The 25327-nt window shown below is 71.3% G+C and carries 29 protein-coding genes; 10 read left to right on the top strand and 19 right to left on the bottom strand.

The features are described from left to right. Positions 1–7: 7 nt before the first annotated feature. Genes ACIBJH_RS32915 through ACIBJH_RS32895 form a run of 5 tightly spaced genes read left to right on the top strand, consistent with a single transcriptional unit; the run spans position 8 to position 5439 of the window. A complete protein-coding gene (locus ACIBJH_RS32915; RefSeq protein WP_399120556.1) occupies positions 8–1192 on the top strand; it encodes an ADP-ribosylglycohydrolase family protein in 1185 nt (394 codons plus the stop codon). Then, positions 1180–2541, top strand: a complete 1362-nt coding sequence (locus tag ACIBJH_RS32910; protein ID WP_399120555.1) for an ADP-ribosylglycohydrolase family protein — start codon at positions 1180–1182, stop codon at positions 2539–2541. Before ACIBJH_RS32915 ends, ACIBJH_RS32910 begins: the two co-directional genes overlap by 13 nt. Further along, positions 2538–3431: a ribokinase gene (rbsK, locus tag ACIBJH_RS32905; protein ID WP_399120554.1), complete on the top strand. Its 894-nt coding sequence runs from the start codon at positions 2538–2540 to the stop codon at positions 3429–3431. The genes ACIBJH_RS32910 and rbsK overlap by 4 nt, the downstream gene beginning before the upstream one ends. Further along, a complete protein-coding gene (locus tag ACIBJH_RS32900; protein WP_399120553.1) occupies positions 3428–4630 on the top strand; it encodes a CaiB/BaiF CoA transferase family protein in 1203 nt (400 codons plus the stop codon). Before rbsK ends, ACIBJH_RS32900 begins: the two co-directional genes overlap by 4 nt. After that, entirely contained in the window at positions 4627–5439 is an 813-nt protein-coding gene (locus tag ACIBJH_RS32895; RefSeq protein WP_399120552.1) for an HpcH/HpaI aldolase/citrate lyase family protein, read from the top strand. The genes ACIBJH_RS32900 and ACIBJH_RS32895 overlap by 4 nt, the downstream gene beginning before the upstream one ends. Before the next feature lie 58 nt (positions 5440–5497). Here the strand turns inward: ACIBJH_RS32895 and lgt are convergent, their stop codons facing one another. The 11 genes from lgt to hisI form a co-directional block, all read right to left on the bottom strand. Next, complete coding sequence (gene lgt, locus ACIBJH_RS32890) at positions 5498–6481, bottom strand: prolipoprotein diacylglyceryl transferase (protein WP_399120551.1); 984 nt, start codon at positions 6479–6481, stop codon at positions 5498–5500. Positions 6482–6584: 103 nt separating this feature from the next. Beyond that, on the bottom strand, positions 6585–7364 hold the full coding sequence (locus tag ACIBJH_RS32885) for a DsbA family protein (protein ID WP_399120550.1): 780 nt from the start codon (positions 7362–7364) through the stop codon (positions 6585–6587). 102 nt (positions 7365–7466) lie between these two features. Continuing rightward, positions 7467–8282, bottom strand: a complete 816-nt coding sequence (trpA, locus tag ACIBJH_RS32880; protein WP_399120549.1) for a tryptophan synthase subunit alpha — start codon at positions 8280–8282, stop codon at positions 7467–7469. Next, on the bottom strand, positions 8279–9568 hold the full coding sequence (gene trpB / locus ACIBJH_RS32875) for a tryptophan synthase subunit beta (protein ID WP_399120548.1): 1290 nt from the start codon (positions 9566–9568) through the stop codon (positions 8279–8281). Before trpB ends, trpA begins: the two co-directional genes overlap by 4 nt. A gap of 107 nt (positions 9569–9675) precedes the next feature. Next, a complete protein-coding gene (trpM, locus tag ACIBJH_RS32870; RefSeq protein WP_399120547.1) occupies positions 9676–9843 on the bottom strand; it encodes a tryptophan biosynthesis modulator TrpM in 168 nt (55 codons plus the stop codon). 21 nt (positions 9844–9864) lie between these two features. Then, on the bottom strand, positions 9865–10674 hold the full coding sequence (gene trpC / locus ACIBJH_RS32865; protein ID WP_359605051.1) for an indole-3-glycerol phosphate synthase TrpC: 810 nt from the start codon (positions 10672–10674) through the stop codon (positions 9865–9867). A gap of 126 nt (positions 10675–10800) precedes the next feature. Continuing rightward, positions 10801–11262, bottom strand: coding sequence for a DUF2752 domain-containing protein (locus ACIBJH_RS32860; protein WP_399120546.1), 462 nt, complete (start codon positions 11260–11262; stop codon positions 10801–10803). A 102-nt stretch (positions 11263–11364) separates the two neighbouring features. Further along, a complete protein-coding gene (locus ACIBJH_RS32855; protein WP_399120545.1) occupies positions 11365–11613 on the bottom strand; it encodes an HGxxPAAW family protein in 249 nt (82 codons plus the stop codon). A gap of 208 nt (positions 11614–11821) precedes the next feature. Continuing rightward, positions 11822–12463 (bottom strand): TIGR02234 family membrane protein, encoded by a 642-nt coding sequence (locus ACIBJH_RS32850; RefSeq protein ID WP_399120544.1) that lies wholly within the window; start codon positions 12461–12463, stop codon positions 11822–11824. Positions 12464–12515: 52 nt separating this feature from the next. Continuing rightward, positions 12516–14003, bottom strand: a complete 1488-nt coding sequence (locus ACIBJH_RS32845) for an anthranilate synthase component I (RefSeq protein WP_399120543.1) — start codon at positions 14001–14003, stop codon at positions 12516–12518. Between the two features lie 11 nt (positions 14004–14014). Continuing rightward, a complete protein-coding gene (gene hisI, locus ACIBJH_RS32840) occupies positions 14015–14440 on the bottom strand; it encodes a phosphoribosyl-AMP cyclohydrolase (RefSeq protein WP_399120541.1) in 426 nt (141 codons plus the stop codon). Positions 14441–14521: 81 nt separating this feature from the next. Between hisI and ACIBJH_RS32835 the strand changes: the two genes are divergently transcribed. Then, complete coding sequence (locus ACIBJH_RS32835; RefSeq protein ID WP_019067713.1) at positions 14522–15157, top strand: TIGR03085 family metal-binding protein; 636 nt, start codon at positions 14522–14524, stop codon at positions 15155–15157. 84 nt (positions 15158–15241) lie between these two features. On the opposite strand, the gene hisF is transcribed toward ACIBJH_RS32835, so the two are convergent. From hisF to hisD, 8 genes are read right to left on the bottom strand one after another with little or no spacing between them, the layout of a single operon-like run. Continuing rightward, entirely contained in the window at positions 15242–15997 is a 756-nt protein-coding gene (gene hisF, locus ACIBJH_RS32830; protein WP_262059920.1) for an imidazole glycerol phosphate synthase subunit HisF, read from the bottom strand. Next, entirely contained in the window at positions 15994–16392 is a 399-nt protein-coding gene (locus ACIBJH_RS32825; protein WP_399120540.1) for a RidA family protein, read from the bottom strand. Before ACIBJH_RS32825 ends, hisF begins: the two co-directional genes overlap by 4 nt. Beyond that, positions 16389–17114: a bifunctional 1-(5-phosphoribosyl)-5-((5-phosphoribosylamino)methylideneamino)imidazole-4-carboxamide isomerase/phosphoribosylanthranilate isomerase PriA gene (gene priA, locus ACIBJH_RS32820; RefSeq protein ID WP_262059918.1), complete on the bottom strand. Its 726-nt coding sequence runs from the start codon at positions 17112–17114 to the stop codon at positions 16389–16391. The genes ACIBJH_RS32825 and priA overlap by 4 nt, the downstream gene beginning before the upstream one ends. Positions 17115–17117: 3 nt before the next feature. Beyond that, entirely contained in the window at positions 17118–17822 is a 705-nt protein-coding gene (gene hisH / locus ACIBJH_RS32815) for an imidazole glycerol phosphate synthase subunit HisH (protein WP_399120539.1), read from the bottom strand. Then, on the bottom strand, positions 17780–17944 hold the full coding sequence (locus ACIBJH_RS32810) for a hypothetical protein (RefSeq protein ID WP_399120538.1): 165 nt from the start codon (positions 17942–17944) through the stop codon (positions 17780–17782). The genes hisH and ACIBJH_RS32810 overlap by 43 nt, the downstream gene beginning before the upstream one ends. Next, on the bottom strand, positions 17941–18534 hold the full coding sequence (gene hisB, locus ACIBJH_RS32805; protein WP_043675308.1) for an imidazoleglycerol-phosphate dehydratase HisB: 594 nt from the start codon (positions 18532–18534) through the stop codon (positions 17941–17943). The genes ACIBJH_RS32810 and hisB overlap by 4 nt, the downstream gene beginning before the upstream one ends. After that, positions 18531–19655, bottom strand: coding sequence for a histidinol-phosphate transaminase (locus ACIBJH_RS32800; RefSeq protein WP_399120537.1), 1125 nt, complete (start codon positions 19653–19655; stop codon positions 18531–18533). The genes hisB and ACIBJH_RS32800 overlap by 4 nt, the downstream gene beginning before the upstream one ends. Continuing rightward, entirely contained in the window at positions 19652–20974 is a 1323-nt protein-coding gene (gene hisD, locus ACIBJH_RS32795) for a histidinol dehydrogenase (protein ID WP_399120536.1), read from the bottom strand. The genes ACIBJH_RS32800 and hisD overlap by 4 nt, the downstream gene beginning before the upstream one ends. Before the next feature lie 171 nt (positions 20975–21145). Here hisD and ACIBJH_RS32790 point away from each other — a divergent pair, with 171 nt between their 5' ends. The 4 genes from ACIBJH_RS32790 (at position 21146) to ybaK (ending at position 25256) form a co-directional block, all read left to right on the top strand. Then, positions 21146–22723 (top strand): oxidoreductase, encoded by a 1578-nt coding sequence (locus ACIBJH_RS32790; protein WP_399120535.1) that lies wholly within the window; start codon positions 21146–21148, stop codon positions 22721–22723. 126 nt (positions 22724–22849) lie between these two features. Then, positions 22850–23983: a hypothetical protein gene (locus tag ACIBJH_RS32785; protein ID WP_399120534.1), complete on the top strand. Its 1134-nt coding sequence runs from the start codon at positions 22850–22852 to the stop codon at positions 23981–23983. An 11-nt stretch (positions 23984–23994) separates the two neighbouring features. Then, on the top strand, positions 23995–24738 hold the full coding sequence (locus ACIBJH_RS32780) for an LON peptidase substrate-binding domain-containing protein (RefSeq protein ID WP_399120533.1): 744 nt from the start codon (positions 23995–23997) through the stop codon (positions 24736–24738). Positions 24739–24746: 8 nt separating this feature from the next. Beyond that, on the top strand, positions 24747–25256 hold the full coding sequence (ybaK, locus tag ACIBJH_RS32775; protein ID WP_399120532.1) for a Cys-tRNA(Pro) deacylase: 510 nt from the start codon (positions 24747–24749) through the stop codon (positions 25254–25256). The last annotated feature ends 71 nt before the right edge of the window (positions 25257–25327 follow it).

Raw genomic sequence — 25327 nt, 5'->3', positions numbered from 1 at the left:
TCGGGGCATGACGCCCAAAGAATCCAAAGGACTCAAAGAGCCGGATAGCAGCCTTGAGGAGAAGATCACCGGAGCCCTCGTCGGTGCCGCGGTCGGCGACGCCCTCGGCGGTCCCGTCGAGGGCTACTCCCCCGACCAGATCCTCGAACGCCACGGCGGTCGCGTCCACGGCATCGTCGGCCCCTGGAACGGCGACGCGTGGCGCACCGCCCGCCCCATCGCGCCGTACCACAAGGGCGACGGCCACGTCACCGACGACACCTTGATGACCCACGCGCTGGTACGGGTCTACGCGACCGTCCGCGACCACCTCGACGCGTACGCGATCGCCGACCACCTGGTCCCCGATCTGATGCAGAACCCGCGCTGGATCCCGGAGTTGGAGGCGGAGGCCATCCCGCTCCAGCGCGTATTCCTCGCCGAGAAGTGGCTCGCGGCCCGTCTCCACTACGGCCATGTCGACCCCCGCGAGGCCGGCGTCGGCAACATCGTCAACTGCGGTGCCGCGATGTACATGGCACCGGTCGGCCTGCTCAACGCGGCTAATCCGGCCGGGGCTTACACCGAGGCGCTCGACATCGCGGGCGCCCACCAGTCGTCGTACGGCCGTGAGGCGGCCGGTGTCTTCGCGGCGGCCGTCGCCGCGGCCTGCGCACCGGGCGCGACCCCCGACTCCGTGGTCACCGCCTGCCTCGCCCTGGCGAAGGACGGCACCCGCACGGCCATCGAGAAGGTCTGCGAAGTGGCCGCCCGCCACTCGGACTTCGAGTCGGCGCTCGTCCCGCTGCGGGAGGCGGTCGCGCCGTACGACACGGTGGGTCCCGACTACCGTTCCCCCTCCCTGGACGCCCGCCGTCCCTCCCGTACCCGTGCGATCGAGGAACTCCCCGTCGCGCTGGGCATGTTGGTGGTGGCCGGCGGCGACTACCGGCACGCGGTGCTGGGTTCGGTGAACTACGGCCGGGACTGCGACTCGATCGCGACGATGGCGGGCGCGGTGGCCGGTGCGCTCGGATCGCCGGTTCCGCAGGACTGGTCGAAGACGGTCGCCGAGGCCAGCCGCCTGGACCTCTGGGAACCGGCGACGACCCTCACCGCCGTCACCCGTGAGGTCTTCGAGCGTGACGTCCGCCAACGCCGGGCCCACGAAGCCGCGTTCACCGAGATCGGAGGGCTCCGGTGCTCCGACTGACCTGGGTCCAGCCGGAGGACCTGCTCGGCCACGAACTGCGCCAGGCCGTCCAGGACGGACGCGAACCGTCGGCGATCGCGGCACGCTGGCGGGCTGCGGGCGGCACGGAGGCACCGGCCCGGGCGGGCGCCTCGGACCAACCCGCCTCCCGCTACCTCCGGTTGCTCGCCGAGGACCTGCTGGACGAACTGGCCGACCTGCCCAGCCGGTTGGCGGACCAGGAGCCGACGGACCTGGCGAGGATCAAGGCCCTGTGCCCCGACTGGCCCACCCCACAAGCCACTTCACCGCCCCGCCCGGCCACCCTCCAGGCCGCCTGGCTGGGCCGGGCCGTCGGCTGTCTCCTCGGCAAACCCGTCGAGAAACTCCCCCTCGACGGCATCCGCCAACTCGCCCGAGCCACCGGCAATTGGCCCCTCGACTTCTACTTCACCGCCCGGGGCGTCCCCGCCGAACTCCTCGCCGCCCACCCCTGGAACCGCCGCTCCGCCCCCACCTCCCTCGCCGAGAACATCGACGGCATGCCCGAGGACGACGACCTCAACTACCCCCTGTTGAACCTCCTGTTGCTACAGCGCCACGGCAAGACCTTCACCACCGCCGACGTGGCGAAGCTCTGGCTCGACGAACTCCCCGCCGGCCGCACCTTCACCGCCGAACGCATCGCCTACCGCAATCTGCTCTCCGGCCTCGAACCCCCGCGAACGGCCCGCCACCGCAACCCGTTCCGCGAATGGATCGGTGCCCTGATCCGCGCCGACGTCCACGGCTGGACCAACCCCGGCAACCCGGGCGCGGCAGCCGAACAGGCCCACCGCGACGCCACCCTCACCCACACCGCGAACGGCGTCTACGCGGCGATGTTCACGGCGGCCGTCATCGCCACCGCGGCCACCGGCACCCACGACATCCACACCTGCCTGCGCACCGGCCTGACCGTCGTCCCGCCCGACTCCCGCCTCGCCAAGGCGCTCCACCATGCCCTTCAACTGGCCCGGAAGCACCGGGACTTCGACGCCGTGGTGGACGAACTCCACACCACCCACGCCCGCACCCACCACTGGGTCCACGCGATCCCCAACACCGCCCTGATCGCCGCCGCTCTCACCCACGCGGACGGCGACTTCACCGGCTCCATCTGCCGTGCGGTGTCCGGCGGTTGGGACACCGACTCCAACGGCGCCACGGTCGGCTCCGTTTCGGCCCTGCTCGCGGGCAGCCCGACCGCACTCCCCGACCGCTGGACGACCCCCCTCAAGAACCGACTCGCCACCTCCGTAGGCGACTTCAACGGCATCGGCTTCGACACCCTCGCCCGGCTCACCCACCAGGAGACCGCCCGCCCATGACCCTCATCGCCGTGCTCGGCAGCACGAACATGGACCTCGTCGCCTACGTCACGAAGGCCCCGCGGCGCGGAGAGACCGTGACGGGACGGGAGTTCCGTACGATCCCCGGCGGCAAGGGCGCCAACCAGGCGATCGCCGCCGCCCACGCGGGCGCCGACGTCACCATCATCGGCGCGGTCGGCGACGACGCCTACGGCGCCCAACTCCGGTCCACGTTCGAGCACTCGGGCGTCGACACCGACCATCTGCGCACCGTCCCGGGCGCGTCCGGCACCGCGCACATCGTCGTGGACGACGAGGGCGGCAACGCGATCGTCGTCATCCCCGCCGCCAACGGCACCGTCGACCACCTCGCCCCCGGCGACGAGGCCCTCATCGCCGGCGCAGACGCCCTGCTCCTCCAGTTGGAAATCCCCCTCGCGGCAGTGGTCGCGGGCGCGGAAGCCGCCCGCCGCCACAGCGTCCGTACGATCCTCACCCCGGCCCCGGCGCAACCCCTGCCACCCGAACTCCTCGCCGCCACCGACCTGTTGGTCCCCAACGAGCACGAGGCCACCGCCCTCACCGGCCACACCGAACCGCGCAAGGCAGCGGCAGCCCTCCTCGGCCAAGTGCCCGAGGTGATCGTCACCCTGGGCGCGGCGGGCAGCCTGTACGCGGCCCGGGACGCCGAGCCGTTCACCGTCCCCGCACCCCAAGTGACCGCCGTGGACTCGACCGGCGCGGGTGACACCTTCGTCGGCGCGCTGGCGGTGGCACTCGCCGAGGGCCGCCCGATCCGGGACGCGCTGGGCTGGGCAGCAGCGGCGGCGGCACTCTCCGTCCAGCGGCCGGGTGCGACGGCGTCGATGCCGTACCGCGCGGAGATCGACAAGCAGTACGCCTCATGACCGAGACGACGACCACAACTCCCCTGTCCGGCCTGCGCGTTCTCGACCTCGCGACACTCTTCGCCGGTCCGCTCGCCGCCACCATGCTCGGCGACTTCGGCGCCGAGGTCATCAAGGTCGAGCACCCGACGAAGCCCGACCCGTCCCGGGGCCACGGCCCGTCGAAGGACGGCGTCGGCCTGTGGTGGAAGCTGCTCGGCCGCAACAAGCGCACCATCACCCTCGACCTCTCGAAGCCGGGCGGGCGCGACACCCTCCTCCGCCTCGCCGCCACCGCCGACGTGATCATCGAGAACTTCCGCCCCGGCACCCTGGAGAAATGGGACCTCGGCTGGGCCGAACTCTCCGCCGTCAACCCGAAGTTGGTGCTCGCCCGGGTCACCGCGTTCGGCCAGTTCGGGCCCTACGCCCACCGCCCCGGCTTCGGCACCCTCGCCGAGGCGATGAGCGGTTTCGCCGCGATCACCGGCGAACCGGACGCACCCCCGACCCTCCCGCCGTTCGGCCTCGCCGACTCGATCGCCGGGCTGGCGACGGCGTACGCGGTGATGACGGCCCTCGCGGCCCGCGACCGCACCGGCGAGGGCCAGGTCGTCGACATGGCGATCATCGAACCGATCCTGACCGCGCTGGGCCCCCAGCCCCTCTGGTACGACCAGCTCGGCCACGTCCAGCCGCGCACCGGCAACCGCTCCCAGAACAACGCCCCGCGCAACACCTACCGTACGGCGGACGGGAGTTGGGTCGCCGTCTCGACCTCGGCCCAGTCGATCGCCGAGCGCGTGATGCGCCTGGTCGGGCGCCCGGAACTGATCGACGAACCGTGGTTCGCGACGGGCGCGGACCGGGCCCGGCACGCCGACATCCTCGACGCGGCGGTCGGCGACTGGATCGCGCGGCGCTCGCGCACGGAGGTCCTGGCCGCCTTCGAGAAGGCGGAGGCGGCCGTGGCCCCCATCCAGGACGTACGGGACGTGATGACGGACCCTCAGTACCAGGCCCTCGACACGATCACCACCGTCGACGACCCCGAACTCGGCCCGCTCCGCATGCAGAACGTCCTCTTCCGCCTCTCCGCCACCCCGGGCTCCATCCGCTGGTCCGGCCGTCCGCACGGCGCCGACACGGACCCGGTCCTGACCGAACTCGGCCTGACCGAAGCCGAGTTGGCCGCTCTCCGACAGGAGGGCGCCCTGTGACCCCGAACCCGCTGACCTGGCTCTACGTCCCGGGCGACCGCCCCCCGATCGTCGCCAAGGCCCTCGCCGCCGGCGCCGACGTGGTCGTGATCGACCTGGAGGACGCGGTCGCCCCGGACCGCAAGGACTACGCCCGCGCGGCGACCGCGGAACTCCTCGCGGAGCCTCAACTCAACGTCCACGTCCGGGTGAACGCCCTGGACAGCCCGTGGGCCGCCGACGATCTCCGCGCACTCACACCCCTCCCGGGCGTGTCCGGCCTACGGCTCCCGAAGGTGACGTCCGCCGAGGAGGTCGTGGCCGTGGCGGACACCACGCATGAACTCCCCCTGTACGCCCTCCTGGAGACCGCCCTCGGCATCGAGCGGGCCTTCTCCATCGCCACCGCGCACCCCGCCCTGCACGGCATCGCACTCGGCGAGGCGGATCTACGGGCCGACCTGGGCGTGCGCGACGACGCGGGGCTCGACTGGTCCCGATCCCGGGTGATCGTGGCCGCCCGGGCGGCAGGGATGGCTCCGCCGCCGCAGTCCGTCCACCCGGACATCCGCGACCTGGACGGCCTGGCGGCCTCCTGTGCCCACGGCCGCGCCCTCGGCTTCCTCGGCCGGGCGGCGATCCATCCCCGTCAACTCCCGGTGATCGAGAGCGCGTTCCTCCCGACCGACCACGAACTCGAACAGGCCGAGACGATCGTCAAGGCGGCCATGCGGGAGGAGGGCGCCCAGGCTCTTCCGGACGGGCGGTTCATCGACGCGGCGGTGGTGGCGGCCGCGCAGCGCACGCTGGCGTTGGCGCGCCGGACCTGACATGCGGTGAGGGCGCCCTGTCGATCACAGGGCGCCCTCGTCGTCGTAGAACCAGTCGTCAGCTCTTCTTCGCCGACTCGGGCTCGTCCTTCTTCATGTCCACGGCCTCGGACTCGGCGTCGGCTTCGGGGGCGTCTTCCTTGGCCTCCGTGGCTTCGGTCTCGTCGGTCTCCGGGGCTTCCTTCGCGGTGGGCGCGTCGTCCCCGTCGGTTCCGTCGCCGGCCGCTTCCGGTTCGACGACCTCTTCGCAGCCCGGGCGCTTCTTCGCCGAGATGACGAAGTACGTCACCGCGAGGAGGAAGACGATCATCGCGGTCCAGTCGTTCAACCGCAGGCCCAGGAAGTGGTGGGCGTCGTCGACGCGCATGTACTCGATCCAGCCGCGGCCCACGCAGTACGAGGCGACGTAGAGCGCGAACGCCCGGCCGTGGCCCAGCTTGAAGCGGCGGTCGGCCCAGATGACGAGGAAGCCGACGCCGACGCACCACAGGGACTCGTACAGGAAGGTCGGGTGGTAGTAGCCCGGCACGCGGCCGTCCGTCGAGGACGTGATGTGCAGCGCCCAGGGGAGGTGCGTCTCGCGGCCGTAGAGCTCCTGGTTGAACCAGTTGCCCCAGCGGCCGATGGCCTGGGCGAAGGCGATGCCGGGGGCCAGCGCGTCGGCCCAGGCCGGCAGCGGGATGCCACGGCGGCGGCAGCCGATCCACGCGCCCACCGCGCCGAGCGCGATCGCGCCCCAGATGCCGAGGCCGCCCTGCCACACCTTGAAGGCGTCCACCCAGTCGCGGCCCTCGCTGAAGTACAGCTCGTAGTCCGTGATCACGTGGTACAGGCGACCGCCGACGAGGCCGAACGGCACGGCCCAGACAGCGATGTCGGCCACCGTCCCGACCTTGCCGCCGCGGGCGACCCAGCGTTTGTTGCCGAGCCAGACGGCGACGAAGACGCCGATGATGATGCAGAACGCGTAGCCGCGCAGCGGAATGGGGCCGAGGTGGATGACCCCGTGCGACGGGCTGGGAATGTAGGCAGTGGTTTCCATGGCAGGGTCGACGCTACCGTGCCGGACCGCGACCTCGGCAAGCGGCCCGGCTACGGCTCCATAACGGGCCGGTGTGAAAACCGGCCCGCCCGCTTACCCCGCGCTACCCCTTGTTCGCCGCCTGGACCAGCTGCTTCAGCTTCGCCGGGGTCATCGTCTGGTCCGCGTAGATGTTCTTGCCCTCGAAGAGGACGGTCGGGGTGCCGGTGAATCCGCCGGCCTGGAACGCGGCGGCGGACTTGGTGACCCAGCTGTCGTGCGTACCGCTGTTGACGCACTTCTGGAAGGCGGGCGTGTCGAGACCCTTCACCTTGCCCGCCAGCTCGATCAGCTTGGCGTTGCTGGAGAAGGCGTCGTCCGTCTCCTTGGGCTGGTTCTCGTAGAGCACGTCATGGAAGTCGCGGAACTTTCCGGCGTCCTGGGCGCAGGCCGCCGCGTTGGCCGCGCGCTTGGAGCCGGTGCCGCCGAGGTTGCCGTCGATGATCGTGACCAGGTGGTACTGCACCTTGAGCTGCCCGGAGTCGGTCAGTTCGTGGAGCGTCGGGCGGTACGCCGTCTCGAAGGCCTGGCAGGCCGGGCAGCGGAAGTCCTCCCACACCGTGAGCGTCGGCTTGGCGCTGTCCTTGCCGACCTGGATCGCCAGGCTGTCCTTGCCGGTCGCCCCGGAGGGCGCCACGACCGGGCCCGCGCTCTTGCTGCCGCTGTCGTCCTTGCCGTGGTTCGCGGCGAGCACGCCGATCACCGTCGCCAACCCCAGCACGCAGACGACGCTCGCGGCCACGATCAACGTGCGCCGCCGCCGCTCCGCGGACTTCTGCTTCTCACGCTCTGCCGCCAGCCGCTCGCGGGCGGTGCGCTTTCCGTCACGGTTCTTCTCGCTCACACCCCGCAGAACGAACCGGGGAGGCGCAGCGCGCCTCCCCGGTCCCAGGTCCACCCATACGGGGGACCCGTTGTTCTGTTATGCCGTTATGCCGTTGCTCGGTTACACCTGTCCGCGCACGCCCTTCGCGAGTTCACCGGCGAGCGTGCGGACCGCCTCGACTCCGGCCGCGTCGTCCGGCGCGTCCAGCATGCGCTTGACGAAGGCCGAGCCGACGATCACGCCGTCCGCGAAGCGGGCCACCTCGGCGGCCTGCCGGGCGTCGGAGACACCGAGGCCGACGCACACGGGCGTGTCGGTGGTGGCCCGGGTGCGCTCGACGAGGTCCTGCGCCTGCGCGCCCACCGACTCACGGGTGCCGGTGACACCCATGAGCGAGGCGGCGTAGACGAAGCCGGTGCCGACCTTGGTGATCTCGGCGAGGCGGGCGTCCTTGCTGCTGGGCGCGACGACGAAGACGGTGGCGAGCCCGTGCTTCTCCGCGTGCTCCCTCCACAGCCCCGCCTCCTGGACGGGCAGGTCGGGCAGGATGCAGCCGGCGCCGCCCGCCTCGGCCAGTTCGGCGGTGAAGCGCTCGACGCCGTAGCGGTCGATCGGGTTCCAGTACGTCATGACGAGGACGGGCTTGCCGGTCGCCGAGTGGGTCTCGCGGACCGTGCGCATGACGTCCGCGATCTTGACGCCGCCGCGCAGGGCGATGTCGTCGGCGGTCTGGATGACGGGGCCGTCGAGGACGGGGTCACTGTGCGGCAGGCCCACCTCGACGACGTCCGCGCCGCCGTCGAACGCGGCCTTGATGGCCTCGATGCCGCCGTCCACGGTCGGGAACCCGGCCGGGAGGTAGGCGATGAGTGCGGCGCGTCCCTCGGCCTTGGCGGCGGCGAGGGTGTCGCTCAACAGCTTGATGTTGCCACTCACTTGGCGTCCCCCTCGATCTCGGCGGTGTCGGCCGCGTTGGCCGCGACGGTGGCGTCGGTCCCGTTGTCGTACAGGCCGAAGTAACGCGCGGCCGTGTCCATGTCCTTGTCGCCGCGCCCGGACAGGTTGACGACGATCAGCCCGTCCTTGCCCAGCTCCCTGCCGACCTCCAGCGCACCGGCGAGCGCGTGGGCGCTCTCGATGGCCGGGATGATGCCCTCCGTGCGCGACAGCAGGCGCAAGGCCTGCATCGCCGCGTCGTCGGTGATCGCGCGGTACTCGCCGCGACCACTGTCCTTGAGGTACGAGTGCTCGGGGCCGATGCCCGGGTAGTCCAGTCCGGCCGAGATCGAGTACGGCTCGGTGATCTGGCCCTCCTCGTCCTGGAGGACGTAGGACCGCGAACCGTGCAGGATGCCGGGCTCGCCCGCGGTGAGGGTCGCCGCGTGTTCGCCCGTCTCGACGCCGTGGCCGGCCGGTTCGCAGCCGATGAGGCGTACGCCGGCGTCCGGGATGAAGGCGTGGAACAGGCCGATGGCGTTCGAGCCGCCGCCGACACAGGCGATCGCCGCGTCGGGGAGGCGTCCGGCGCGCTCCAGGATCTGACGGCGGGCCTCGACGCCGATCACGCGGTGGAAGTCGCGGACCATGGCGGGGAAGGGGTGCGGGCCCGCGACCGTACCGAAGAGGTAGTGGGTGCGGTCGACGTTGGCGACCCAGTCGCGGAACGCCTCGTTGATGGCGTCCTTGAGGGTGCGGCTGCCGGACTTCACGGCGATGACCTCGGCGCCGAGCATGCGCATCCGGGCCACGTTCAGGGCCTGGCGCTGGGTGTCGATCTCGCCCATGTAGATGGTGCATTCGAGGCCGAACAGCGCGCAGGCGGTGGCCGTCGCGACGCCGTGCTGGCCGGCGCCGGTCTCCGCGATGACCCTGGTCTTGCCCATGCGCTTGGTGAGCAGGGCCTGGCCGAGGACGTTGTTGATCTTGTGGGAGCCGGTGTGGTTCAGGTCCTCGCGCTTGAGGAAGATCCGGGCGCCGCCCGCGTGCTCCGCGAAGCGGGAGACCTCTGTGAACGCGCTTGGCCTGCCGGTGTAGTTGACCAGGAGGTCGTCCAACTCGCGGGCGAACTCGGGGTCGTGCTTGGCCTTGTCGTACTCGACGGCCACCTCGTCCACGGCGGCGACCAGCGCCTCCGGGATGAACTTGCCGCCGAAGGCGCCGAAGTAGCCCTCGGCGCTGGGGATTTGACCGTCGGGGTCGGGGATGAAGAACTCGCTGGGCATGCGGAAACCTCACGGTGAGTTTGTGGAAAAACACTAATCGCCGTGGGGGCAGGGATCGTCTGTTGAGTGCCGGCCGGATGTGGCTGGTCGCGCAGTTCCCCGCGCCCCTAAAGGGCGCGCTGCCATCGCCGCCCGTTGACCTGCCCAGGTTCGTCACCGATGACGTAGCGCACCCGACGACCGTGGACCCGCCTCGCGGGCGCACGGCAACCCCTCGGGCGGCAGCCGCGCGCGAGGCGGGCGTGCCGGTCCATGGGGGTCAGGGTGAGTGTCATCGGGGGCAGCCTATCGGGTGATCAGCTGCGGCCGTGGCGCAGTGCCGGGTGTTCGCCTGCTGCCACCAGGTCCGAGACCGCGGACTTGGGGTCGCGGCCGGTGACCAGGGACTCGCCGACCAGGACCGCGTCGGCGCCGGCGTTGGCGTAGGCGATGAGGTCGTGGGGGCCGCGGACTCCGGACTCGGCGATCTTGACGATGTGCGCGGGGATCTCGGGGGCGACGCGCTCGAAGGTGGCGCGGTCGACCTCAAGGGTCTTGAGGTTGCGGGCGTTGACGCCGATGATCTTGGCGCCGGCGTCGACCGCGCGGTCGACCTCGTCCTCGTCGTGGACCTCGACGATCGGCGTGAGGCCGATCGACTCGGCGCGCTCGATGAGGGACTCCAGGGCGGGCTGGTCCAGTGCCGCGACGATCAGCAGGGCGAGGTCGGCGCCGTAGGCCCGGGCCTCCCAGAGCTGGTACGACGTGACGATGAAGTCCTTGCGGAGGACCGGGATGTCCACCCGCGCGCGGACGGCCTCCAGGTCGGCCAGGGAGCCGCCGAAGCGACGCTGTTCGGTGAGGACGGAGATGACGGCGGCGCCGCCCGCCTCGTAGTCCGCCGCGAGGCCCGCCGGGTCGGCGATCGCCGCGAGCGCGCCCTTGGAGGGGCTGGAGCGCTTGACCTCGCAGATGACCTTGACGCCGTCGCCGCGCAGGGCCGCGATGCCGTCCTTGGCCGCGGGTGCCTTCGCCGCGCGCTCCTTGAGCTCGTCGAGGCTGACGCGCGCCTGCCGTTCCGCCAGGTCGGCACGGACTCCGTCGATGATCTCGTCGAGCACACTCACGCGAGCGGCCCCCTTCCGGACGGTGGAAAAGCAATGGTCACATCTGACCTCGATGGTATCCGGAGGAAGGCGTAGGCCTCGCATCCGGTTGACGCCGGTCCCAGTACCTGGACATCGGCCGGTTGATCAAGGGTGTAGCCAGCCACCGAACGGCAGGTTCCGGACAACCGTGAAGACCAGCACCAATGCGCCCAGAGTCCAGAGCCGGCCCCCGCCGAGTTCGATCCGCACCGGTCGGCCGCGTGCTGCGCGGACCACCCAGACGGTCCATACGACCGTGAAGGCCAGATAGCCCACCACGGCGATCGCGTTGTCCTGGAGCGCGGCGAGGAAGTCGCCGTGGATGAACTCGTGCGCGCTGCGCAGTCCGCCGCAGCCGGGGCAGTACAGGCCGGTGAGGCGGTACAGGGGGCAGACGGGGTAGTGGCCGGGCTGGTTCGGGTCGACCGTGCCGACGTACGCGAAGGCTCCGGCGACGGCCGCGAGGACTCCGGCGGGCACGGCTACGCGGTTCAGCACGGAGGCGGAACCGGGGGTGCGCGTCTTCGGGATGCTCCGGCTGTCGCTGTCGGCGTTCACGTCTCGCATTGTGCCCCCTGGCCCCTTCGTGCGGCACGCGCGCGTGAGGGGCGGTTCCCGGTGTGTCCGGGACCGCCCCTCCACGAAGTGGTGGCCGACAGCAGCTACGGCTCAGCTGTCGGCGTGCGCCGTCTTGCCGAGCAGCTCGGTCAGGTCCTGGGGACGGTCCTTGGGCATGCCCATACCCATCGCGCTCATGACCCAGCCGACGACGCCGCCGATGACCACGATGCCCATACCGGCCCAGAAGCCGGCCGGCTGCGCCATGACCATGAAGGCGCCCGCGACCAAGAAACCGATGAAGATGATGGTGGTACCGGTCCAGGCGGCCAAAGTGTGACCGTGGCTGTTGCCCGCCATGACGTGCTCCTCGTTGCCGTGTGCGTGTGTGAGCAGACGCTCGGGGTTCATTGTTCCGCACGTGTGCGGGTGCGGTGCTTCGGGGTGGCTCCGTGTCCGCCGCGGTCGGGAAGCGCTCCCCGAAGGGGCGCGGGGAACTGCGCGCCCAGCCACGACCACGCTGCGGTCAACCGACGACGGACGCATCCTCGCCCCTCCCCGCGGAGCGCTACGCCCCTGTGGGGTCCTCGCCGCGGTCCAGGGCCTTCCAGATGTCCTCGGGGCGGTCGGGGTCGACCACGGGGGCGCGGCGGGCCCGGGGGGTGCCGTTGCGTTCGTAGCGGCCCGACATCGCGGGCCAGCGGCGGCCGTAGAGGAGGGCGAGGAGGCCGGCGAGCAGGATCAGGGCGCCGCCGACCGCGGCGACGTAGGGCCAGGCGGTGTGGTCGAAGGCGTGCACGGCGGACGAGGTGCCGCCGGAGGCCTGGGTGGCCTTGTCGTCGAGCGCGGAGCTGTCGGAGGCCCCGAGCAGGGCCGCGGCGACGATGCCCGCGCCGGAGAGCGCGAGGAGGGCGGAGACCGCGAAGCGGCCCGTCCTGCGGACCGCGAAGACGGCGACGAGCGCGGCGAGGCCCACTATGGCGAGCGCCGCGGGCACACCCGTGACGTCGCTGCCCTTGGCGGACAGCGGGAACGGGTCGCCCGCCACCGTCGCGATCCCCTCCGACCAGCGCTGACGGGTGGCCAGCAGCGCCACGGCCGCGCCGAGCGCACCGCTCATGAGCGCTACGGCGAGGCTGCGGCGGCCGGCGCGTGCGGGGCCTTCGCCTTCGGAACGGGGGTGAGGAACAGCTGCAGTCACGTAGTCCACTATCGCTCGAACCCCGGGCGAACCGTCACCCGGGGTTCATATGACCCTCGTCCTATTGCCCGAGCCGGTTCGCCGTGTGCACCGCGCGGAGGACCGCCGCCGCCTTGTTGCGGCACTCCTGGTCCTCCAGTTCCGGGTCCGAGTCGGCGACGATGCCGGCGCCCGCCTGGACGTAGGCCGTGCCGTCGCGGAGGAGGGCCGTACGGATGGCGATGGCGGTGTCGGAGTCGCCCGCGAAGTCGAGGTAGCCGACGCAGCCGCCGTACAACCCCCTTCTGGAGGGCTCCAGTTCGTCGATGATCTGCATCGCGCGGGGCTTGGGCGCGCCGGAGAGGGTGCCGGCCGGGAAGCAGGCGGTGAGGACGTCGAAGGCGGTGCGGCCGGGGGCCACTCGGCCGGTGACCGTGGAGACGATGTGCATCACGTGGGAGTAGCGCTCCACCGACATGAAGTCGACGACCTCGACCGAGCCGGGCTCGCAGACGCGTCCCAAATCGTTACGCCCGAGGTCGACCAGCATGAGGTGTTCGGCGCGCTCCTTGGGGTCGGCGAGGAGTTCGTCGGCGAGGGCCTGGTCCTCCTGCGGGGTGGCGCCGCGGTGCCGGGTGCCGGCGATGGGGTGGACCATCGCGCGACCGTCCTCGACCTTGACGAGGGCCTCCGGGGACGAGCCGACCACGTCGAAGCCGTCGAAGCGGAACAGGTACATGTACGGGGACGGGTTGGTCGCGCGCAGCACCCGGTACACGTCCAACGCGCTTGCCGTGCACGGGGTTTCGAAGCGCTGGGAGGGGACGACCTGGAAGGCCTCGCCCGCGCGGATGCGCTCCTTGATGTCCTCGACGGCCTCCTTGAAGTCGGGGCCGCCCCACAGCGCGGTGTACTCCGGAAGCTCTGAGGGCGGGAGCTGGGCGGGCGGCTGGGCCACCGCGCGGGAGAGGTCCGCCTCCATGGCGTCGAGGCGGGCCACGGCGTCCGCGTAGGCCTCGTCGACGCCGGTGTCGAGGTCGTTGTGGTTGATCGCGTTGGCGATCAGCAGGACCGAGCCCTCCCAGTGGTCCATCACGGCGAGGTCGCTGGTGAGGAGCATGGTCAGCTCGGGGAGCCTGAGGTCGTCCCGCTCGCCGGGGCCGATCTTCTCCAGGCGGCGGACGATGTCGTAGCCGAGATAGCCGACCATGCCGCCGGTGAAGGGCGGCAGGCCCTCCTGGTGGGGGGTGTGCAGGGTGTCGATGGTGGCGCGCAGGGCGGCGAGGGGGTCGCCGTCGACCGGGACGCCGACGGGCGGGGTGCCGAGCCAGTGGGCCTGCCCGTCGCGGGCGGTCAGGGTGGCGGCGCTGCGAACGCCCACGAAGGAGTACCGAGACCATTGAAATGCCGTGCGGCCGTTCTCCGCGGACTCCAGGAGGAAGGTGCCGGGGCGCTCCGCGGCGAGCTTGCGGTAGAGCGCGACCGGGGTGTCGCCGTCGGCGAGGAGCTTGCGGGTGACCGGGATGACGCGACGGTCGGTGGCCAGCTTGCGGAACGTGTCAAGGTCCATGGCGGCTGACCCTACTGATCCGAGACGGCGGTGCTGGAATCAACGACATCTTTAAGAAGACTCTCGCCAACCGGCTCTTCCTTGAGCAGCACGTCCGCGTCGAAGCAGGTGCGGGCGCCGGTGTGGCAGGCGGCGCCGATCTGGTCGACCTTCACGAGGACCGTGTCCGCGTCGCAGTCCAGGGCGACGGACTTCACGTGCTGGAAGTGGCCGGAGGTGTCGCCCTTGACCCAGTACTCCTGGCGGCTGCGGGACCAGTAGGTGCAGCGGCCGGTCGTCAGGGTGCGGTGCAGCGCCTCGTCGTCCATCCAGCCGAGCATGAGCACCTCACCGGTGTCGTACTGCTGGGCGATGGCGGGGACGAGCCCGTCGGCGCTCCGCTTGAGGCGGGCGGCGATCTCGGGATCGAGGCTGCTGGACTGGGGCGCGCTGGTCATGGGGCCATTGTGCCGCGCGGCACCGACAACCCAGGTCGACGTCCACTGTGCGGACCCGGTGGGCGGTCGTAGGCTGACGGTATGTCGACCTTCGCCAAGCGTGAACGACTTCTTCTCGCCGACCTCCTGGAGACGACGGGCCCGGACGCCCCGACCCTCTGCGAGGGCTGGCAGACCCGTGATCTGGCCGCGCACGTGGTGGTGCGCGAGCGCCGCGCGGATGCCGCCGGCGGCATCATGATCAAGCAGCTCGCGCCGCGCCTGGACCGGGTGATGGCGGAGTTCGCGGCGAAGCCGTACGAGGAGCTGATCCAGCTCATCCGTACGGGCCCGCCGCGCTTCTCGCCGTTCCAGCTCAAGCAGCTCGACGAGGCCTCCAACACGGTCGAGTTCTACGTGCACACCGAGGACGTACGGCGGGCCCAGGAGGACTGGACTCCGCGCGAGCTGGATCCGGTCTTCCAGGACGCCCTGTGGTCCCGTCTGGAGCGCATGGCCCGGCTGGTCGGCCGGAGCGCGCCGACCGGGCTGGTACTGCGCCGCCCGGACGGGCAGACCGCGGTCGCCCACAAGGGAGCGCCGGTCGTGACGGTGACCGGCGAACCCTCGGAGCTGCTGCTGTTCGCACACGGCCGGCAGAACGTGGCCAAGGTGGAGCTGGACGGCGACGAGAACGCGATCGCCAAGCTCCATGAGGCCAAGCAGCTGGGGATCTGAACCTAGGCAGCGGGAGCTCCCACAAGTAAGCCCCGACCACCAGGCGGCCGGGGCTTACAACGCCTTACAGCACCACTACGGGACTCACCGCACTGGATGTCCCGCCTCCCGCAGCGCCTGCTTGACCTCGCCGATCCGCAGATCGCCGAAGTGGAAGACGGAGGCCGCCAGCACCGCGTCCGCGCCCGCCGCCACCGCGGGCGGGAAGTCGGCGAGCTTGCCCGCGCCGCCGGAGGCGATGACCGGGACGGTCACGTGCTTGCGGACGGCCGCGATCATCTCCAGGTCGTAGCCGTCCTTGGTGCCGTCCGCGTCCATCGAGTTGAGCAGGATCTCCCCGGCGCCCAACTCGGCGGCCCGGTGCGCCCATTCGACGGCGTCGATGCCGGTGCCCTTGCGGCCGCCGTGGGTGGTCACTTCGAAGGACCCGCTGTCAGTCCTCCGCGCGTCCACCGACAGGACCAGGACCTGGCGGCCGAACCGCTCCGCGATCTCCTTGATCAGTTCCGGCCGGTTGATCGCCGCCGTGTTGACCCCGACCTTGTCCGCGCCCGCCCGCAGCAGCTTGTCCACGTCCTCGGCCGTGCGGACGCCGCCGCCGACCGTGAGCGGGATGAAGACCTGCTCGGCGGTGCGGCGGACCACGTCGTACGTCGTCTCGCGGTTGCCGGAGGACGCGGTGATGTCCAGGAAGGTCAGCTCGTCGGCGCCCTCGGCGTCGTAGACCTTGGCCATCTCGACGGGGTCGCCGGCGTCGCGCAGGTTCTGGAAGTTGACGCCCTTGACGACCCGGCCGTTGTCGACGTCCAGGCAGGGGATCACGCGTACGGCGAGGGTCATGAGGAACCCTCCCCCCGGTACGCCTCCACCTCGACCTCGACGACCAGGCTGGGGTCGACGAAGCCGGACACGATGATCATCGAGGCGGCGGGGCGGATCGCGTCGAAGAGTTCCTTGTGGGCGCGGCCCACGTCCTCGACGTCCCGGGCGTGGGTGATGTACATGCGGGTGCGCACCACGTCGGCGGGGCCGAGGCCCAGCTGTTCCAGCGCCGCGAACGCGACGTTGAACGCGTTGACCGTCTGCTCGTAGGGACCGCCCCCGGCGATCTCGCCGTCCACTATCGACGTGCACCCGGAGATCAGCACCAGGCCGTTCGGCAGCTCCACCGCGCGGGAGTAGCCGAAGGCGTCCTCCCAGGGCGCGCCGGTCGACACGCGTCGTAGCTCGGTCACCGGGCCACCGCCTCCAAGGCTTCTTCGAGGGTGAACGCCTTCGCGTAGAGGGCCTTCCCGACGATGGAGCCCTCGACACCGAGGGGTACCAGCTCGGAGATGGCGCGGAGGTCGTCGAGCGACGACACGCCGCCGGAGGCCACGACCGGGCGGTCGGTCGCCGCGCAGACGTTGCGCAGCAGCTCCAGGTTGGGGCCCTGGAGGGTGCCGTCCTTGGCGATGTCGGTGACCACGTACCGGGCGCAGCCCTCGGAGTTGAGGCGGTCCAGCGTCTCGTAGAGGTCGCCGCCGTCGCGGGTCCAGCCACGGCCGCGCAGGGTCGTGCCGCGTACGTCGAGGCCGACCGCGATCTTGTCGCCGTGCTCGGCGATGACCTTGGCGACCCACTCCGGGGTCTCCAGTGCGGCGGTGCCGAGGTTCACCCGGGTGCAGCCGGTGGCGAGGGCCGCGGCGAGCGTGTCGTCGTCGCGGATGCCGCCGGACAGCTCGACCTTGATGTCCATGGCGCCGGCGACCTCGGCGATGAGCTTGCGGTTGTCGCCGGTGCCGAACGCGGCGTCCAGGTCGACGAGGTGCAGCCACTCGGCGCCGGAGCGCTGCCAGGCGAGGGCGGCCTCCAGCGGGGAGCCGTAGGAGGTCTCGGTCCCGGACTCGCCGTGGACGAGGCGGACGGCCTGGCCGTCGCGGACGTCGACGGCGGGGAGGAGTTCGAGCTTGGCCATGGTCTACAGGGTTCCGATCCAGTTGGTGAGCAGCTGCGCTCCGGCGTCGCCGGACTTCTCGGGGTGGAACTGGGTGGCCCACAGGGCGCCGTTCTCCACGGCGGCCACGAAGGGCTTGCCGTGCGTCGACCAGGTCACCAGGGGGGCGCGCATCGCCGGGTTGGAGACTTCGAGGGACCAGTCGTGGACGGCGTAGGAGTGCACGAAGTAGAAGCGCGCGTCGGCGTCCAGGCCCGCGAAGAGCTGGGAGCCCGCCGGGGTGTCGACGGTGTTCCAGCCCATGTGGGGCACGATCTCGGCCTGCAGCGGCTCGACCGAGCCGGGCCACTCGTCCAGGCCCTCGGTCTCGACGCCGTGCTCGATGCCGCGCGCGAACAGGATCTGCATGCCGACGCAGATGCCCATCACCGGCCGCCCGCCGGCCAGCCGACGCCCGACGATCCAGTCGCCGCGAGCCGAGCGCAGGCCCTCCATGCAGGCGGCGAAGGCGCCGACGCCGGGCACCAGCAGCCCGTCCGCGTTCATGGCCTTGTCGTAGTCACGCGTTATCTCGACCTCGGCACCCGCGCGCGCGAGGGCACGCTCGGCGGAACGGACGTTCCCGAAGCCGTAGTCGAAGACGACCACCTTCTTCGACGCCTTCTTGGATGTACTCGTGGCTGCGCTCAATTCCACACCTCCAGCCTCATGACCCCGGCCACCAGACATATCCCGGCGGCGATGGAGATCAGCACGATGAGCTGGCGCGGCATCTTCTGCTTGACGAAGGAGTAGACCCCGCCGAGCAGGAAGAGCCCGACGACGATGAGGAGGCTCGACAGGCTGGTCACAGCGCGCCCTTCGTGGAGGGGAGGATGCCGGCCGCGCGCGGGTCGCGCTCGGAGGCGTACCGCAGGGCGCGCGCGAGGGCCTTGAACTGGCACTCCACGATGTGGTGCGCGTTGCGCCCGTACGGCACGTGCACGTGCAGCGCGATCTGGGCCTGGGCCACGAAGGACTCCAGGATGTGCCGGGTCATCGTGGTGTCGTACTCGCCGATCATCGGCGCCATGTTCTCGGGCTCGGTGTGCACGAGGTAGGGGCGGCCGGAGAGGTCGACGGTCACCTGGGCGAGGGACTCGTCCAGCGGGACCGTGCAGTTGCCGAAGCGGTAGATGCCGACCTTGTCGCCGAGCGCCTGCTTGAAGGCGGCGCCGAGGGCGAGGGCGGTGTCCTCGATGGTGTGGTGGGAGTCGATGTGCAGATCGCCCTCGGTCTTCACGGTGAGGTCGAACAGACCGTGCCGGCCGAGCTGGTCGAGCATGTGGTCGTAGAAGCCGACCCCTGTCGACACGTCGACCTTGCCGTGGCCGTCGAGATCGATCTCGACCAGGACCGAGGTCTCCTTGGTCGTCCGCTCCACCCGTCCAACGCGGTTCATGTGCTCTGCTCCTTCATCAACTCACGGACCGCGTCGAGGAACGCGTCGTTCTCTTCGGGGGTTCCGGCGGAGACCCGCAGCCACCCCGGGATGCCGTTGTCCCGGACCAGGACGCCCCGGTCGAGGATCGCCTGCCAGGCGGTGTGGGAGTCCGCGAACCGGCCGAACTGCACGAAGTTGGCGTCGGACTCGACGACTTCGCAGCCGAGGGCCCGCAACTCCCTTACCAGCCGGTCCCGTTCGTCCTTCAGCTGCTCCACATAGCCGAGCAGTGTGTCGGTGTGCTCCAGGGCGGCCAGCGCGGTCGCCTGGGTGACGGCCGACAAGTGGTAGGGCAGCCGTACGAGTTGGACGGCGTCGACGACCGCCGGGTGCGCGGCGAGATAGCCGAGGCGCAGCCCTGCCGCGCCGAACGCCTTCGACATCGTCCGCGAGACGACGAGATTCGGCCGACCTTCGAGCAGCGGCAGCAGCGAGTCGCCGTGGCTGAACTCGATGTACGCCTCGTCGACGATCACCATCGACGCCGAACCCTGACTAGCACGCGCGGCCTGCGCGGCCTCGTACAGCGCGAGCACCGTCCCGGGCGGAACGGCGTTGCCCGTGGGGTTGTTGGGGGTCGTGACGAACACGACGTCGGGCTTGTTCTCGGCGATCCAGCGCTCGGCGGCCGGGAGGTCGATCGAGAAGTCCGCGTTGCGCGGCCCGGAGATCCAGCCCGTGCCCGTGCCGCGCGCGATGAGCGCGTGCATCGAGTACGACGGCTCGAAGCCGATCGCCGTACGGCCGGGGCCGCCGAAGGTCTGGAGCAGTTGCTGGATGACCTCGTTCGAGCCGTTGGCCGCCCACACGTTCTCGACGCCGACCCGGTAACCACCGGTCTTCGTCAGGTAGTTGGCGAGCTCGGTGCGCAGCTCGACCGCGTCCCGGTCCGGGTAGCGGTTGAGGCTGCGGGCCGCCTCGCGGACCCGCTCGGCGATCCGCTCGACCAGCGCCTCGGGCAGCGGGTAGGGGTTCTCGTTGGTGTTCAGCCGTACGGGGACGTCCAACTGGGGCGCGCCATAAGGGGACTTGCCGCGCAGTTCGTCCCGTACGGGAAGATCGTCGATTCCGAAGCTCACTTGCCGGGCACCTTCCAACCGAACCTTGCCTTGACCGCCGCGCCGTGCGCGGGCAGGTCCTCCGCCTCCGCCAGCGTCACCACGTGATGCGCCACGTCGGCGAGGGCGTCGCGGGTGTAGTCGACGATGTGGATGCCGCGCAGGAAGGACTGCACGGAGAGCCCGGAGGAGTGGCAGGCGCAACCGCCGGTCGGCAGCACGTGGTTGGAGCCGGCCGCGTAGTCGCCGAGGGAGACGGGCGCCCAGGGGCCGACGAAGATCGCGCCCGCGTTGCGCACCCGGTCGGCGACGGCAGCCGCGTCCGCCGTCTGGATCTCCAGGTGCTCGGCGCCGTACGCGTCGACGACCCGCAGTCCCTCCTCGATGCCGTCGACGAGGACGATCGCGGACTGCCGGCCGGCCAGCGCCGGGGCGATCCGGTCCTCGATGTGCTTGGTGGCCGCGACCTGCGGTTCGAGTTCCTTCTCGACCGCGTCCGCGAGCGTCACGGAGTCCGTGACCAGGACGGCGGCGGCGAGCGGGTCGTGCTCGGCCTGGCTGATCAGGTCGGCGGCGACGTGCACCGGGTCGGCGGTCTCGTCCGCGAGGACCGCGATCTCGGTGGGACCGGCCTCGGTGTCGATGCCGATCTTGCCCGTGAAGTAGCGCTTGGCGGCGGCGACCCAGATGTTGCCGGGCCCGGTGACCATGTTGGCCGGGGCGCAGGACTCGGTGCCGTGGGCGAACATCGCGACGGCCTGGGCGCCACCGACGGCGTAGACCTCGTCGACGCCGAGCAGCGCGCAGGCGGCGAGGATCGTCGGGTGCGGCAGACCGCCGAAGTCCGCCTGGGGCGGCGAGGCGAGCGCGACGGAGCCGACACCGGCCTCCTGCGCGGGCACCACGTTCATGATCACGGACGACGGGTAGACCGACCGTCCGCCGGGCGCGTAGAGCCCCACCCGATCGACCGGCACCCACTTCTCGGTGACCGTGCCGCCGGGCACGACCTGGGTCGTGTGGGTCGTACGGCGCTGCTCGCGGTGGACGAGCCGGGCGCGCCGGACGGACTCCTCCAGGGCCGCGCGGACGGCCGGGTCGAGCTGTTCCAGCGCGTCGCTGAGGGCCTGCGCCGGGACCCGTACCGATTCCAGCCGCACGCCGTCGAACTTCTCGGCGAAGTCGATCAGCGCCGCGTCGCCCCGATGATGCACGGCCTCGCAGATCGGCCGCACCTTCTCCAGGGCGGCCGAGACGTCGAAGTCGGCTCGGGGCAGCAGGTCGCGCAGGGCGGGCCCGTCGGGGAGGGCGTCGCCGCGCAGATCGATTCGGGAGATCACGGAAGTAATTCTCTCAGACGGCGAACGGGCGCTGCTCGCGCATATCAATGGCTGATACAGAACGTGGCCGGAACCCGGAAGATCCCCTTCACGTCTAGTGTTCCGGGCGTTACTCAGCGGGCATGAACAGCTGTGCGAAACCCGTGAGCAGTCGAGAGGGATGACAGAGCAGTGACCGAGGGTGTCGGCGTCCGCGCGGGGGATGTGCCGGACGATGCGACCGCCGCCGAGGCCGGGATGTGGCAGGCCTTCCGCAACGGCAGTGTGTACGACCTGAGCAGTGGCGACACCGTCGTCGACGATCCGCACGGCGGACATCCGTGGGGCCCGGAGCGGACCGTACGGGCACGGTTCGTGTGCTGGCTGCTCCTGGACGGGCCGCCCGCGCTGTCGGGCCGGGTGGCCTCGCTGAAACTCACCGGAGTGCGGATCAGCGGCACCCTGGATCTGGCGGGCGGCACGATCACCCCGTTCGTCGAGCTGAAGGGCTGCCGCTTCGAGCACGAGATCCTGCTGCCGGAGGCCCGCTTCCAGACCGTACGGCTGGTGGACTGCTCGGTGCCGCGGCTGGAGGCGGCGCGGGTGCACACGGAGGGTGACCTGCATCTGCCGCGCTGCCGCTTCCACAACGGGGTACGGCTTACCGACGCGCACATCGGCACCGATCTGCTGCTCAACCAGGCGATCGTCTACCGGGACCGCACGGGCCGTTCGATCGCCGCGGACGGCATGACCGTGGGCCAGGATCTCCAGGCCGAACTCCTGGAATCGCACGGCGAGTTGAGCCTGCGCAGCGCCAAGGTCGGCGTCTCGCTGAGTCTGCGCGGCGCCCGGCTGGCCAACCCGTACTCCCGACTCGCCCTGAACGCGCCCCAGTTGACCGTCGGCCGCACCCTGTACCTCACCCCGGCGGGCGTCGGCGGCCCCTGGCTGAGCGGCACCACGCCCGCGCGCGGGACCCGCATCCAGCGCTTCACCTGCCAGGGCGGAGTGCGCCTGGACGACGGACGGTTCGGGGACGCGGTGGACCTGGAGCGGGCCCGGTTCACCTTCACGGACGACCAGGAGCTGTCGCTGCTGCGCATCCAGGCGCCCGAACTGCGCTTCCTCGGGGAGAGACCGCAGCGGGGGAAGGTGGTGCTGTCGGGGGCGCGGGTCGCCAACCTGATTGACGGCAAGGACAGTTGGCCGGGTCCGGGCAACCTCCACATGGGCGGCTTCGTGTACGAGAACCTCGTACCGCAGGGCCCGTTCCCGCTGGAGGCCCGGCTCGACTGGGTGGCCGCCGCGACCGCCGAGTACAACCCGGAGCCGTACGAGCGGCTCGCGACCGTGCTGCGCAACGCCGGTGAGGACGAGGACGCGCGCGAGGTGCTGCTCGCCAAGCAGCGGCGGCGCCGGGAGAGCCTGCCCGTCGCGGCCAAGCTATGGGGGTTCGCGCAGGACTGGACGGTGGCCTACGGGTACCGGCCGGGCCGGGCCGCCGTATGGATGGCGGTGCTGTGGGCGGCCGGTTCGCTGGCCTTCACGCACGCGGGCCATGTGCCGGTGAACCCGAGCGGGCATCCGCCGTGGAGTCCCGCGCTGTTCGCGCTGGATCTGCTGCTGCCGGTGATCGACCTGGGGCAGGTCGGGCAGTGGCAGTTGCACGGGGGCTGGCAGTGGCTGTCCGTGGCGCTGATCCTGCTGGGCTGGATCCTGGCGACGACGGTGGCCGCGGGGGCGACCCGGCTGCTCAGGCGGGGTTAGCGACCGGCCGGCACAGTTATCGAACAGGTGAGCAAAAGTCACCTTTTACCGGGGCTTGACCGAGACGCGTACAACTTTCCATGGGGTGCTCAAACGGTCTGGCGCACTCCGAATCCCGGTCATTCAATGGTCGGCACCATGGCTCTGCTGCGCGACTTCATCCGCACCGCCCGGATGGCAAGGAGCACCTCGCGGCCCGCCGCCGGACTGCCGGCCGACGACGAGGTCCTTCTCGACGCGCCCGACGACCGGCTCGGCCCCGCACTGGTCGCGGCCGGACGGGGCGAGTACGGGCCGGCCGCCGAGCTGCTGGCCACCACCCGCGCGTCCGCCGAGTGGGAGGACCGCGACCGCTACACGCGTCGCCTCTCGGCCTTCGCCCGCTCCCGTCCCGAGTGGCTGGCCGACTGGCACGCCGCCGCCCCGGACGACTCCGACGCGCTGCTGGTCGGCGCCCAGCTGGCGGTGGACCGCTGCTGGGCATCGCCCGCCCGCGCCGAACTGCTCGGCGAACTCGGCCCGTTGATCACGGCGGCGGCCGAGGCCGGACCGCGCGACCCGGTGCCCTGGCGGATCGCCCTGGACCACGCGCGGGGCACCCACGCCGGACACGCCGGGTTCGAACGGCTGTGGGGCGAGGCGGTCCGCCGCTCCCCGCACCACTACGGCTGCCATGTGGCCGCCCTCCAGTACCTCTCGGCCGCCTGCTGCGCCCAGCGGGGCGACACGCCCCACACCGCGCGGCACTCCCACCGCGAGTGCTTCGACTTCGCCGAACGGGCCGCGCAGGACGCCCTGCCCGGCTCCCTCGTCCAGGCGCTGCCGGTGCGGGCCGCCTTCGCCTGTCTGACCGACGGCTGCGGCGCGACGGTGCCGCGCGCCCGGCTGGACGCGGCGGCCGACCTCGGGATCGCCCTCTCCGCCGGCTACGCGGCGGCCGACCCCTGGCCCGCAGAGGTCCGCAACCTGCTGGCCTACGTCCTCGTCCGCCTCGAACGCTGGCCCGACGCCCTCGACCAGCTGCGCCTGATCGGCCCGTACGCCACGTCCTTCCCCTGGGACCGGATCTCGGACGACCCGCTCGGACAGTTCCTGGAAGTGCGCGACGGAGTGCGGATCGCGGTCGCCTCGCACCTGCCCCTGGGCGGGCCGGTCCCGCCCTGTCTCACGGCGATTCCGGGGCAGCCGCGGGGCTTCGCGGACGCGCCGCCCCATCCACGGAGTGAGCACGACGGTCGCGCCCGCTCCCGCGACCACTAGGCTTTTGCGCCGTGACCACCGTCCGGCTGCCGCTCTTCCCCCTGAACTCGGTTCTGTTCCCGGGGCTCGTGCTTCCTCTGAACATTTTCGAGGAGCGCTATCGCGCCATGATGCGCGAACTGCTCAAGACCCCCGAGGAGGAACCGCGCCGATTCGCCGTCGTCGCCATCCGTGACGGCCACGAGGTGGCCCCGTCCGCCCAGGGCATGCCCGACCAGACGGCCGTGCCCGAACGCGGGCCCACGGCAGGCTTCGGCCCCGACCCGCTCAAGGCCTTCCACTCGGTGGGCTGCGTCGCCGACGCGGCCACCATCCGGGAGCGCGCCGACGGCACCTTCGAGGTGCTGGCGACGGGCACCACCCGGATGCGGCTGCTCACCGTCGACGCCTCGGGCCCGTTCCTGACGGCCGAGCTGGAGGAACTGCCCGAGGAGAAGGGCGACGAGGCGGGCGCGCTGGCCGAGGGAGTGCTACGCGCGTTCCGCCAGTACCAGAAGCGCCTCGCGGGCGCCCGCGAGCGTTCCCTGTCGACCGGCGACGCGGAACTCCCCGACGAACCGGCGGTGGTGTCGTACCTGGTAGCCGCAGCGATGATGCTCGACACGGCAACCAAGCAGCGCCTGCTCCAGGCCCCCGACACCGCCTCCCGGCTGCGCGACGAACTGAAGCTCCTGCGCTCCGAGACGGCCATCATCCGCAATCTGCCGTCCCTGCCCGCGTCCGACCTGACGCGCAACCCGACAAGCCTGAACTGAGACCGACGATGGCGAAGAAGTCCAGGAAACAACAACAGCCCCAGTCCGGCGGCACCCCGGCCACCGTGGCCCTCACGGCCGCCGGAGTGCCCTACGAGGTGCACGCCTACGACCACGACCCCGCGCACCCGTCCTACGGCGAGGAGGCCGCCGAGGCGATGGGTGTCTCCCCCGACCGCGTCTTCAAAACACTGGTCGCGGACGTCGACGGCACACTGACGGTGGCCGTGGTCCCGGTGGCGGGCCAGCTGGACCTGAAGGCCCTGGCGACGGCGGTGGGCGGCAAACGCGCGGCGATGGCCGACCCGACCCTCGCCGAACGCACCACGGGCTACGTCCGCGGCGGCATCTCCCCCCTCGGCCAGCGCAAGAAGCTCCGCACGGTCGTCGACGCCTCGGCCTCGGCCCACGCCACGATCTGCGTCTCGGCGGGCCGCCGCGGCCTGGAGGTGGAACTCTCCCCCGACGACCTGGCAACCCTCACGGCAGCGGTACTGGCCCCCATCGGCCGTGCGTGACCCCTCGACGCCGGCCCCGTCCTCGGTTAAGCACAAGGGGCATGTCGAAGAAAACCAGGAAACGAAAGTGG

Origin of the sequence: Streptomyces sp. NPDC050548 (assembly GCF_044457385.1) — a bacterium.
Taxonomy (GTDB): domain Bacteria; phylum Actinomycetota; class Actinomycetes; order Streptomycetales; family Streptomycetaceae; genus Streptomyces.
The sequence above is the reverse complement of the archived record's forward strand: the minus strand, read 5'-3'. Positions and strand labels throughout refer to the sequence as shown.

Excerpts from the sequence above, each read along its gene's own strand:
- trpM (WP_399120547.1), bottom strand. The coding sequence starts at position 9,843 with ATGACACTCACCCTGACCCCCATGGACCGGCACGCCCGCCTCGCGCGC.
- ACIBJH_RS32845 (WP_399120543.1), bottom strand. The coding sequence starts at position 14,003 with ATGGACCTTGACACGTTCCGCAAGCTGGCCACCGACCGTCGCGTCATC.
- hisF (WP_262059920.1), bottom strand. The coding sequence starts at position 15,997 with ATGACCCTCGCCGTACGCGTGATCCCCTGCCTGGACGTCGACAACGGC.
- hisB (WP_043675308.1), bottom strand. The coding sequence starts at position 18,534 with ATGAACCGCGTTGGACGGGTGGAGCGGACGACCAAGGAGACCTCGGTC.
- hisH (WP_399120539.1), bottom strand. The coding sequence starts at position 17,822 with ATGTCTGGTGGCCGGGGTCATGAGGCTGGAGGTGTGGAATTGAGCGCA.
- ACIBJH_RS32835 (WP_019067713.1), top strand. The coding sequence starts at position 14,522 with ATGTCGACCTTCGCCAAGCGTGAACGACTTCTTCTCGCCGACCTCCTG.
- ACIBJH_RS32915 (WP_399120556.1), top strand. The coding sequence starts at position 8 with ATGACGCCCAAAGAATCCAAAGGACTCAAAGAGCCGGATAGCAGCCTT.
- priA (WP_262059918.1), bottom strand. The coding sequence starts at position 17,114 with ATGGCCAAGCTCGAACTCCTCCCCGCCGTCGACGTCCGCGACGGCCAG.
- hisI (WP_399120541.1), bottom strand. The coding sequence starts at position 14,440 with ATGACCAGCGCGCCCCAGTCCAGCAGCCTCGATCCCGAGATCGCCGCC.
- ACIBJH_RS32855 (WP_399120545.1), bottom strand. The coding sequence starts at position 11,613 with ATGGCGGGCAACAGCCACGGTCACACTTTGGCCGCCTGGACCGGTACC.
- trpB (WP_399120548.1), bottom strand. The coding sequence starts at position 9,568 with ATGCCCAGCGAGTTCTTCATCCCCGACCCCGACGGTCAAATCCCCAGC.
- rbsK (WP_399120554.1), top strand. The coding sequence starts at position 2,538 with ATGACCCTCATCGCCGTGCTCGGCAGCACGAACATGGACCTCGTCGCC.
- ACIBJH_RS32900 (WP_399120553.1), top strand. The coding sequence starts at position 3,428 with ATGACCGAGACGACGACCACAACTCCCCTGTCCGGCCTGCGCGTTCTC.
- ACIBJH_RS32785 (WP_399120534.1), top strand. The coding sequence starts at position 22,850 with ATGGTCGGCACCATGGCTCTGCTGCGCGACTTCATCCGCACCGCCCGG.
- lgt (WP_399120551.1), bottom strand. The coding sequence starts at position 6,481 with ATGGAAACCACTGCCTACATTCCCAGCCCGTCGCACGGGGTCATCCAC.
- ybaK (WP_399120532.1), top strand. The coding sequence starts at position 24,747 with ATGGCGAAGAAGTCCAGGAAACAACAACAGCCCCAGTCCGGCGGCACC.
- ACIBJH_RS32860 (WP_399120546.1), bottom strand. The coding sequence starts at position 11,262 with ATGCGAGACGTGAACGCCGACAGCGACAGCCGGAGCATCCCGAAGACG.